General features: G+C 67.5%; 9 protein-coding genes. 5 read left to right on the top strand and 4 right to left on the bottom strand.

What is annotated here, in order from left to right; translation table 11 throughout:
* The 5 genes from fba to BSIN_RS23870 all read left to right on the top strand — a co-directional run.
* Positions 1–904 (top strand): class II fructose-bisphosphate aldolase (fba, locus tag BSIN_RS23890; RefSeq protein WP_089342258.1); only part of this gene is annotated, 904 nt, incomplete at its 5' end.
* 143 nt (positions 905–1047) lie between these two features.
* Positions 1048–1938 carry a phosphoribosylaminoimidazolesuccinocarboxamide synthase gene (locus BSIN_RS23885; RefSeq protein WP_089342257.1) on the top strand — a complete coding sequence of 297 codons (891 nt, stop codon included), beginning with the start codon at positions 1048–1050 and terminating at the stop codon, positions 1936–1938.
* A gap of 36 nt (positions 1939–1974) precedes the next feature.
* Entirely contained in the window at positions 1975–2499 is a 525-nt protein-coding gene (gene purE / locus BSIN_RS23880) for a 5-(carboxyamino)imidazole ribonucleotide mutase (RefSeq protein ID WP_059520552.1), read from the top strand.
* Positions 2500–2721: 222 nt separating this feature from the next.
* Positions 2722–3936 (top strand): 5-(carboxyamino)imidazole ribonucleotide synthase, encoded by a 1215-nt coding sequence (locus BSIN_RS23875; RefSeq protein WP_089342256.1) that lies wholly within the window; start codon positions 2722–2724, stop codon positions 3934–3936.
* Between the two features lie 11 nt (positions 3937–3947).
* Positions 3948–4973 (top strand): L-threonylcarbamoyladenylate synthase, encoded by a 1026-nt coding sequence (locus tag BSIN_RS23870; protein ID WP_089342260.1) that lies wholly within the window; start codon positions 3948–3950, stop codon positions 4971–4973.
* A gap of 193 nt (positions 4974–5166) precedes the next feature.
* Here BSIN_RS23870 and BSIN_RS23865 read toward each other — a convergent pair whose 3' ends face one another.
* From BSIN_RS23865 to dacB, 4 genes are all read right to left on the bottom strand, one after another.
* Positions 5167–6303, bottom strand: a complete 1137-nt coding sequence (locus BSIN_RS23865) for an SGNH/GDSL hydrolase family protein (RefSeq protein ID WP_059569602.1) — start codon at positions 6301–6303, stop codon at positions 5167–5169.
* 316 nt (positions 6304–6619) lie between these two features.
* Complete coding sequence (locus BSIN_RS23860) at positions 6620–7762, bottom strand: SGNH/GDSL hydrolase family protein (RefSeq protein ID WP_089342255.1); 1143 nt, start codon at positions 7760–7762, stop codon at positions 6620–6622.
* Between the two features lie 105 nt (positions 7763–7867).
* Positions 7868–8776, bottom strand: coding sequence for a sterol desaturase family protein (locus BSIN_RS23855; protein ID WP_059569522.1), 909 nt, complete (start codon positions 8774–8776; stop codon positions 7868–7870).
* 254 nt (positions 8777–9030) lie between these two features.
* Positions 9031–10509 carry a D-alanyl-D-alanine carboxypeptidase/D-alanyl-D-alanine endopeptidase gene (gene dacB / locus BSIN_RS23850; protein WP_256583991.1) on the bottom strand — a complete coding sequence of 493 codons (1479 nt, stop codon included), beginning with the start codon at positions 10507–10509 and terminating at the stop codon, positions 9031–9033.
* Positions 10510–10564: the final 55 nt, after the last annotated feature.

Below are 10564 nucleotides of genomic sequence, written 5' to 3'. Positions count from 1 at the left end.
CAAGTATGCGGGCGAGCCGTTCCTGCGCCACCTGATCGAAGCGGCGGTCGAGTCGTATCCGCATATTCCGGTCGTCATGCACCAGGACCACGGCCAGTCGCCCGCGGTATGCGCGGCGGCGATCCGAAGCGGCTTTACGAGCGTGATGATGGACGGCTCGCTGGAGGCCGACGGCAAGACGGTCGCGTCGTATGAATACAATGTCGACGTGTCGAGGAAGGTCGTCGAATTCGCGCATGCGATCGGCGTGACCGTCGAAGCGGAGCTGGGCGTGCTCGGCTCGCTCGAGACGATGAAGGGCGACAAGGAGGACGGTCACGGCGCGGAAGGCACGATGACCCGCGAGCAACTGCTGACCGATCCGGAGCAGGCCGCCGATTTCGTCAAGCAGACGCAATGCGACGCCCTCGCGATCGCGATCGGCACGTCGCACGGTGCGTACAAGTTCTCGAAGAAGCCGACGGGCGATATTCTGGCAATCGAGCGGATCAAGGAAATTCATGCGCGCATTCCGAATACGCACCTCGTGATGCACGGCTCGTCGTCGGTGCCGCAGGAACTGCTCGCCGAGATCCGCGAGTTCGGCGGCGATCTGAAGGAAACCTATGGCGTGCCCGTCGAGGAGATCCAGGAAGGGATCAAGCACGGGGTGCGCAAGATCAATATCGACACCGACCTGCGCCTGGCGATCACGGCTGCGATTCGCCGCTATTTCGTCGAGAATCCGGCAAAATTCGATCCGCGCGACTACCTGAAGCCGGCGCGCGAAGCGGCGAAGAAGATCTGCGTCGCGCGCTACGTCGCGTTCGGCTGCGAAGGTCAGGCGGGCAAGATCAAGCCGGTTCCGCTCGACAAGATTGCCGAGCGCTATAAGTCGGGCGAGCTGGCGCAAGTCGTGCGCTGAACCGACGCGCAATCGGCCGGACGGGCGGCAGCGTGCCGCCGTTGTCCGGCTGCCGGCCCGCTGTGCTGTAAGATCGCCGTTCCCGCGTACCGACGGGAACGGCGTTTCCCTTTTTGTTTGGCCCTCATTTCTGCGAAAAGACGATGTCTACCCTTTACGAATCCACGCTGCGCTCGCTGCCGCTTCTCGGTCGCGGCAAGGTCCGCGACAACTACGCGGTCGGCCGTGACAAGCTCCTGATCGTGACGACCGACCGCCTGTCGGCGTTCGACGTCATCATGGGCGAGCCGATTCCGAACAAAGGGCGCGTGCTCAACCAGATGGCCAATTTCTGGTTCGGCAAGCTTGCGCACATCGTGCCGAACCATCTGACGGGCGACGCGCCGGAATCGGTCGTCGCGGCCGACGAAGTCGAGCAGGTGCAGGGGCGCGCGGTGGTGGTCAAGCGTCTCGAGCCGATCCTGATCGAAGCGGTCGTGCGCGGCCATCTGGCCGGCAGCGGCTGGAAGGATTATCAGGCGACGGGCAAGGTGTGCGGCGTCGAGCTGCCGGCTGGCCTGCAAAACGCGCAGAAGCTGCCCGAGCCGATCTTCACGCCGGCGGCGAAGGCCGAGCTTGGCCACCACGACGAGAACATCTCGTTCGAGGAAACTGAGCGCCGCATCGGCACCGAGCTTGCCGCGACGATCCGCGACATCTCGATCCGCTTGTACAAGGAAGCGGCCGATTATGCGGCAACCCGCGGCATCATCATCGCCGATACGAAGTTCGAATTCGGCCTCGACAACCACGGCGAGCTGTACCTGATGGACGAGGCGCTGACGGCCGATTCGTCGCGTTTCTGGCCGGCCGACCAATATCAGGTGGGCACCAATCCGCCGTCGTTCGACAAGCAGTTCGTGCGCGACTGGCTGGAGACGCAGGACTGGGACAAGACGCCGCCCGCGCCGAAGCTGCCCGACGAGGTGATCGCGAAGACGAGCGCGAAGTATCAGGAAGCGCTCGAGCGGATCACCGGCGGCACGCTCGCCTGATTCGCGCCCCGATTGATTGACGCGAGGAAGCGCACGATGAGCGAAGTACAGAACGCCCAACATCACACGCACAGCGCGCCGTTGGTCGGCGTGCTGATGGGCTCCAGTTCCGATTGGGACGTGATGCGGCATGCCGTTGCGATCCTGCAGGAGTTTGGCGTGCCTTACGAGGCCAAGGTCGTCTCCGCGCACCGGATGCCCGACGAGATGTTCGATTATGCCGAGAAGGCGCGCGAGCGCGGCCTGCGCGCGATCATCGCGGGCGCGGGAGGCGCCGCGCACCTGCCGGGCATGCTCGCCGCGAAGACGACGGTGCCCGTGCTCGGCGTGCCGGTGGCGAGCAAGTATCTGAAGGGCGTCGATTCGCTGCACTCGATCGTGCAGATGCCCAAAGGCGTGCCGGTCGCGACGTTCGCGATCGGCGAGGCGGGCGCGGCGAATGCGGCGCTGTTCGCGGTGTCGATTCTGTCGGGCACGTTGCCCGATTATGCGAACCGGCTGGCCGGCTTTCGCGTGCGGCAGAACGAGGCCGCGCACGCGATGGTGCTGCCGCCGCTGTGACGCGGGCGGCCAAGCGGGCTGGGCGGGAGCGTCCGGGCCGTCTGTTGCCGCCGATTCCTGAAATGAAACAACGTCCGCGCTGCTTTTCGCCGCTTTCCCCCGGGGAGCGGCCGACATGCGTGCCCGACGCAACCGCCGTCGGGGCGCCGGGCGGCGCGGCGAGTACTTGTCGATCCGGAAACCGGCGCATGGGCGCCGAAACCGGTCCTATGCAAGGCTGACATGACTGCAATCCCCACTCCGATTTCTCCGATTCTGCCCGGCGCCTGGCTCGGCATGGTCGGCGGCGGCCAGCTTGGCCGCATGTTCTGTTTTGCCGCGCAGGCGATGGGCTATCGCGTCGCGGTGCTCGATCCCGATCCGGCAAGCCCGGCGGGCACCGTCGCTGACCGGCATTTGCGTGCCGCTTACGACGACCAGGCGGCGCTCACCGAGCTTGCCCAGCTTTGCGACGCGGTGTCGACCGAATTCGAGAACGTTCCGGCGGCCAGCCTGGATTTTCTCGCGCAGACCACCTTCGTCGCACCGGCCGGCCGGTGCGTCGCGATCGCGCAGGACCGCATCGCCGAGAAGCGCTTTATCGCGGCCTGCGGCGTGCCGGTCGCGCCGCACGTCGTGATCGAAACGGCTGATGCGCTCGCGGCGCTCGCCGACGCCGAACTCGAGGCGGTGCTGCCCGGCATCCTGAAGACCGCGCGCCTCGGATACGACGGCAAGGGGCAGGCGCGTGTCGCGAGCGCGCAGGACGTGCGCGATGCGTATGCGGCGATGGGCGCGGTGCCTTGCGTGCTCGAGAAGCGTCTGCCGCTCGCATTCGAGGTATCGGCGCTGATCGCGCGCGGCGTGAACGGCGAGGCGGCGACGTTTGCGCTCGCGCAGAACACCCATCGCGGCGGCATTCTGGCGCTGAGCGTCGCGCCCGCTCCCGCGGCGAGCGACGCGCTGGCGAGCGACGCGCTCAAAGCGGCGTTGAAGATCGCCGCTTCGCTCGATTACGTTGGCGTGCTGTGCGTCGAATTCTTCGTGCTCGAAGATGGTTCGCTCGTTGCGAACGAGATGGCGCCGCGGCCGCACAACTCCGGCCATTACACGCTGGACGCGTGCGAGACGAACCAGTTCGAGCAGCAGGTGCGCGCAATGACGCGGCTACCGCTGGGCAGCACGCGCCAGCATTCGCCCGCGGCGATGCTCAACATACTCGGCGACGTGTGGTTCGCGCATGGCGGTCCCGCCGACGCAGGCGCGTTGCCGCAGCCGGTGACGCCGCCGTGGGATCAGGTCGCCGCCATGCCGACGGCGCGGCTGCATCTATACGGCAAGGAGGATGCGCGGATCGGCCGCAAGATGGGCCACGTGAATTTCACTGCGGCGACGCTCGACGAAGCGGTCGAGGGCGCGAACGCGTGCGCTCGGCTGCTGCGCATCGCGCTCGATTGATGGGGCGGACGATGTCGAACGATCGACCGTTTCCGAGCGCCGCGCAGATTGACGACGCGGCCGCGCGGCTCGACGCGGGCGAGCTGGTCGCGTTTCCGACCGAAACCGTCTACGGGCTCGGCGCCGACGCGCAAAACCCGGCCGCTGTTGCACGGATCTACGCGGCGAAGGGGCGTCCCGCGAATCATCCGGTGATCGTTCACCTCGCGCCGGGCAGCGATCCGGACTATTGGTCGGATGCGTTGTCTGCCGACGCGCGCAAGCTGATGGACGCGTTCTGGCCGGGCCCGCTCACGCTGATCGTCAAGCGCGCCGCGCGTATTCCCGATGCGGTGAGCGGCGGCCAGGATTCGATCGGGCTGCGCTGCCCGTCCCATCCGGTCGCGCAGGCGCTGTTGCGCGCGTTCGATGCGCGGCGCGGCGGGCGTGGCGGCGTGGCGGCGCCTTCGGCGAACCGTTTCGGCCACGTGAGCCCGACTACCGCGCAGCACGTGCGCGACGAATTCGGCGGCACGGTGCAGGTGCTCGACGGCGGTGCGTCCGACGTTGGCATCGAGTCGACGATCGTCGATTTGTCGCGTGGATTTCCGGCGCTGCTGCGCCCCGGCCATGTGACGCCGCAGCAGATTGCCGACGTGCTCGGCGTCGCGCCCCGGCTGCCCGACGGCAGCGATGCGGGCGCGCCGCGCGCATCCGGCACGTTGAAGGCGCATTACGCGCCGCGTACACCGCTTGCGCTCGCGCCATTCGAGCAACTCGACGCGTGGCTTGCCGCCGCGCGTGCCAATGGCGAGCGCGTGGCGCTCGTCGCGCGCCCGACGAGCGCGCGTGCGTGGGCGCACGCGGACGGCGTGCATTTCGTCGCGGCGCCCGAAGACCCGCAAGGGTATGCGCGCGAGCTTTACGGGCTGCTGCGCGCGCTCGATCGGGCGCGGGTCGCGCGCATTCTGGTCGAGAAGCTGCCGGATACGCCCGAGTGGGCTGCGCTCAACGATCGGCTTGGCCGCGCGGCGGCGGCGTTCGACGCCGAGCAATGACACATGCGCGGATTGCGCGTGCCGCTGCCCGCCAGGACGCGGCCGCCCGTGTGCAGCGCATGGGGGCGTCATTGCTGGCACGCTGCCATGTCCGCGCCGGCGTGGGTGAAATCGGATCACGACAAAAAATGCCCGGCTCGCGTCACGCGAGCCGGGCATTTTCCTTAGATGCGCGAAATCGGCCGCGCCGGGTTCAGCGGCTGATGCCCGCCGCCGCGATCTGCTGCTTCACATACTGCGCGAGCAGCGTATGCATACGCGTGCTTGGATGGAGCGGGTCGGCGAACATATAGGTCTGGTCGGCGTCAGGCGTCGTATACATCGGCGGCGAACAGAACAGCGCCCATGCGAACACCGACGGGTCCGGCGCGCCCGCCGCCGCGCCGGCGGCCTCCATCGCCTGCAAATTGCACGCGGTGCCCGTATTCGTCACCGAGAAGCCGTAAGTCTTCGCGTTCGCGGCGATGTTGTTCGCCCATGTGAACAGATCGAGGACCGCGACCTTCGCCGGATCGACGTTGAGCGCCTTCAGCGATGCGGCAAGCGTGCCGTTGAAGAGCTGCGACATTTGCGTGAACGCGCCCTGAGCGCCGGCCGCCACGGCCACCGGCGTTTGCCCCATATCCCGTGTGTTCGCGACAAACACGTGCGTCGCGCCCGCTGCGACGATCTGCTGGATGATTCCCGCAAGCTGCTGCGCGGCCGCGCCGACTGCCTGCCCGGCCGCCTGTTGAGCCGCCGGCGTGTTGCCGGCCGTTTGCACGGCCTGCATCTGGTAAAGAATGTCGGCTTCGCCGACGGTCACGAGCACGATCTGGTTCGAATTGAAACTGCCGTGCTGCTGCAGATATTGCTGGACCTGCGTGGCGACCGGCACCGTCGTCGCGCCGGCGTAATCGGCGTTCGGCGTGCCCTCGGGCGCATGGCCGATGCCGGGTTGCTGCGATACGCGCGCGCCGCCTTGCGCGTAATCCAGGCCGCCCGCGGCCTGCAACGGCACGCCGACGCCGCCTTCGAACGCGGGCGTGAGCGTGTTGCCGTAATAGGCGGCGACTTCTTGCGTGAAGACTTGGCCGGGGTTCGTCGTGAAGCGTCCGCCGCCGCCGAACAGATGCTGGACTTGCTTGGCGTAGGTGCCGGCGTCCGACAGGCTGTCGCCGAATGCGACCACCTGCATGTTCGCGCGGCCGGCGGTGGCGGGCGTGTCGTCGCCGCCGCCGCAGGCGGCGAGCACGGCGAGCAGCGCGCCTGCGCATGCTGTTTGGGCGGTGCGGCGCAGCAGGCGGGTCGTGAAGCGGGCGGAAGAGAGTAGCGTTGGTCTCGTATTCATGATTTTGTCGGTCAAGAGGGAATTCGCGTGGCCGGGCTTGCGTCGCGTCAGGCATCAATGCGGCGCATCGAGCCCCGAAAGGCAACCGGCGATGAGATTATCGGAGGTACGGTGCCGGTGGTTTGTGCGCAAACGGACCTTCGCGCGCGCGATGTGTGCGCCAGATCGCAGGAGCGGTTAAGGCTTTGTCCCAGTGGGGTACGAGTAGATTTACGGCGTCACCCCGAACGCTCTCGTCAGACAAAAAACGCCTGGTTCGCGCGATGCGAACCAGGCGTTTTCGGGCGGCGCGGGCGATGCGCCGGCGTCAGCGGGATCAGTTGCCGATACCCGCCGCTTTGATCTGCTGCTCCATGTATTGCGCGAACAGCGCGTGCAGGCGGGTCGTCGGGTGAACGGTGTCGGCGAACATGTAGGTCTGATCGGCGTTCGACGCGGTGTACATCTGCGGCGAGCAGAACAGCGACGAGCCAAAGGCGGTCGGATTCGGCACGCCGCCGGCCTTGGTGGCGGCGGCGATCATCGATTGCAGGTTGCACGCAGTGCCGTTTGCCGCCACCGAGAAGCCGTTCGCCTGATAGTTCGCGGCGATCTGGTCTTGCCACGTGAACGCGTCGATCAGCACCGCCTTCTTCGGATCGACGTTGAGCGCCTTCAGCGCTGCCGCGAGCGTGCCGTTGAAGAGCGTCGTGACCTGCGTGAACAACGCCTGCGCCTGCGCGCCGCCCGACAACGCAAGCGGCGTGTTGCCGATGTTCGGCACGTTGACGACGAACACGTGCGTCGCGCCCGCCGCGACGATCTGCTGAACGATTCCCGCGAGCTGCTGCGCGGCGAGGCCGATTTGCTGCGCGGCTTGCTGCAGGGCGGCCGGCGTCGAGCCTTGCGCCTGCGCGACCTGCACCTGATAGAAGATGTCGTTCGCGCCGCCGTTGATCAGCACGATCTGGTTTGAGTTGAAACTGCCGTGCTGCTGCAGGTATTGCTGCACTTGCGTCGCGACAGGAGTGGTCGTTGCCTGGGCGAAATCGGCGTTCGGCGTGCCCGCGCTCGCGTGGCCGACGCCCGGCTGCTGCGTCACGCGCGCGCCGCCTTGCGCATAGCCGTAGCCGCCCGAGGCTTGCAGCGGCACGCCGAAGCCGCCTTCGAACGCAGGCGTGAGCGTGTTGCCGTAGTACGCGGCGACGTCCTGCGTCCACACCTGGCCCGGATTCGTCGTGAACCGGCCGCCGCCGAAGCCCAGCAGGATTTTCGGCGAATAGGTGCCGACATCCGACAGGCTGTCGCCGAACGACACGACCTGCATGTTCACACCGGCGCCCGCCGCCGGCTGCCCGTTGTCATCGCCGCCGCCGCACGCGGCAAGGGCGGCGAGGGCGACGCTTGCGAGCACGGCCTGCGCGTAGCGTTTCACGCGTGCGGCGCGAGTGGGTTGTGACGGTCGTTGCGGCTGGTTCATGCGGGTATCTCCTCGTAGGTATGTCGGTGTTGCATGGTGTGCGCCGGGCAGCGAAGCGGCCGGCGCGGTAAATCGCTGAAGCCGTGATGCGAGGCGCCCGCGCGCTTATCGTCCGCGGCGCACGGTGGCGAGCGCTGACGCCTCGGCGGTGTCGGACGCCGCCCGTGCATGATAAGCGCTCGCCCACTCGGGCGGTCCGATAATCGCGCGCAGTTTGTTGCGCCATCCGTCGGCCGTCCAAGCGTCGACGGCCATCGACCGCCATTCGGCGAACGTCGCGACGAGCGGATTGTTCGAGTGCAGCGGCTCGACGATTCCGTACTCGGGCGGATCACGCGGATCTTCTTCGACGAAACTGCCGAACAGCCGGTCCCAGATTACCAGGACGCCTGCGTAATTACGATCGATGTAGCGCGGGTTGCGCGCATGATGCGCGCGATGGATCGACGGCGTATTCAGCACATATTCGAGCCAGCCGAGCTTGCCGATCGTCTGCGTGTGGACGAAGAACTGGAACGCGAGATTGATGAGCACGATGCCGACGATCTGCTGCGGCGCAAAGCCGAGGAACGCCAGCGGCAGCCAGAATGCCCACATGCCGGCGATCGGATACATCAGGCTTTGCCGCATCGCGGTCGAGAAGTTCAGGCGCTCGGACGAATGGTGAACGACGTGGGCGGCCCATAGCCAGCGCACGCGATGGCTCGCGCGATGGAACACGTAGTAGAGCAGGTCTTGTGCGACGAACAGCACGGCGAACGACAGCCACGTGTCGTCCCACGTGAACAGCCGGTAATGCGTATAGCAGTACGCGTAGATGGGAAGCACGACGATCCACGCCAGCTTGTCCGCGCCTTGATGCATCAGCGCAAGCGCGGCGTTGCAGAGCGTGTCGCGCAGGCTGTAGATCGCCTCCGCGGGGCGCGTGCGTGAGACGTGCCATGCTTCCCAGCCGATGCACAGCAGGAAGACCGGCGCAAGCGCGAGCAGCAGCAATTCGATGCTGAATTGCACGATTGTCTCCCCATTATTGCGAATCGGGCGCCGGGCGGCTCGATGCGGTGCGTGCGGCCCGGTGTCTTCGGTTGTAGCCGAAAGGGTACGCAATCGACGTACCGGGCGCGAGAGTGTTTCGTAGAGGGAATCTTCGATGGGTAGTGCACGGCCGCCGGCGTGCAGGCGTGGCCGGCGGACGTTTTAAGCGATGACGGCGCGCCGGCGTGCGTCGCGCGCGAAGCGGCGCGTGTTTGGGCGCGGATTTGAACGTGTCAGCGCGGCCCTTCGTACACCCATTCGAGGAGCGCATCGTGCGCGGCGCGTGCGGCGCCCGCGCGATCGTCATTGATGAAGCTGACGACGACGTAGCTCGATCCATCCGCCGAGCCGACGTAGCCTGCGATCGCGCGCACGTCGCGCAGCGTACCGGTCTTGATATGCGCATTGCCGAGCACCGGCGCGTTCGTCAGCCGGTTTTTCATCGTGCCGTCCACGCCCGCGATCGGCAGCGAATCGACGAACGTCTGCGCGACGGGGCTCGCGTTCGCCGCCTGCAGCAGATCGGCGAGCGCGAGCGCGGATACGCGCTCGTTGCGCGACAGCCCCGAGCCGTTCTCGAGCGAGAGCCCGGCCGTCGGCAGACCGCTTTTCGCGAGAAACGCGCGGATCGTGCTCGCCGATCCATCGGGCGTCGCGGGCGGGTGGCCCTTCACCGCGCCGATCGTGAGAAACAGGTTGCGCGCCATCACGTTGTTGCTGAACTTGTTGATGTCGTGGACGACGCTCGACAGCACCGGGCCGTGATGCGTGGCGACGAGCCGTGCGGCCGCAGGCACCTTGCCTTCGCCGACCGTGCCCGTGAACGCGCCGCCCGTCTGCCGCCACAGCGCGAGAAAGCCGCGCGCGAAGAACGCGGTGTGGTCGAGCACGGCGATGTTGGTCGTCGTCGGTCCGCAGCGCTGCGAGTACGCGCCCGCGAACGACGCGTCGAGCGCGCCGTCCGCGCTCATCGACACGGTAGGGCGCGCGGCAGCGGCCGCGGCCGCGCCGCATGCGCCGTCGCCGGCGACGAGCGCGTTGTCGATCGTCAGATCCGACAGCGCGGGCAGCACGTCGATCGCGACGGCGCCGTTGTCGGTCGGCGTCACCGTGAACGACAGCGACTTGAATGCATACAGCAGCGGATCGGGACCGACGTTGTACGGCGCGCTCACGTCGTCGTCGAGCGGCGGCAGGTCGCGCGTTTGCGGTGCGAAGAACGTCTTGTCGAGCACGAGCGCGCCGTCGATGTTGACGATGCCCGTGCGCCGGATGCGGTTGACCAGGTCGATCAATTCTTCCGGCACGAGCTTCGGGTCGCCCGTGCCTTTCACATACAGCGTGCCGTGCAGCGTGCCGCTCGCGTCGACCGCGCCTTGCGCGTAAGCGGTCGTGCGCCAGCGGTAGTCGGGGCCGAGAAGCGACAGCCCCGCATAGGTCGTGACGAGCTTCATCGTCGATGCGGGCTGCATCGCGCGGCTTGCGTTCCATGCGACGACCGGCGACGGATTGCCGATGCGCTCGACGACGACGCTCACGCTCGACGCCGGTACGCGGGCGCGCTGCAGCGCGGCGAGCATCGGCGCCGGCAGTACGCCCTGCGCGGCCGACACGGCGGCCGCGGCCGGCCGGTGCGGCTTGGTCTTGCGCGCGCTGGCGGGCGCGGCGAATGCGAGCGCGGCGGCTGCGGCGGCGAGCACCGTGCCGCGCAGAACCGCGCGGCGGGCGCTTGCGGCGCAGCGGCGCGGGCGGGATGAGCGGGAAGGG

Origin of the sequence: Burkholderia singularis (assembly GCF_900176645.1) — a bacterium.
GTDB lineage: Bacteria > Pseudomonadota > Gammaproteobacteria > Burkholderiales > Burkholderiaceae > Burkholderia > Burkholderia singularis.
This window is presented reverse-complemented; position numbering and strand designations above follow the sequence as displayed.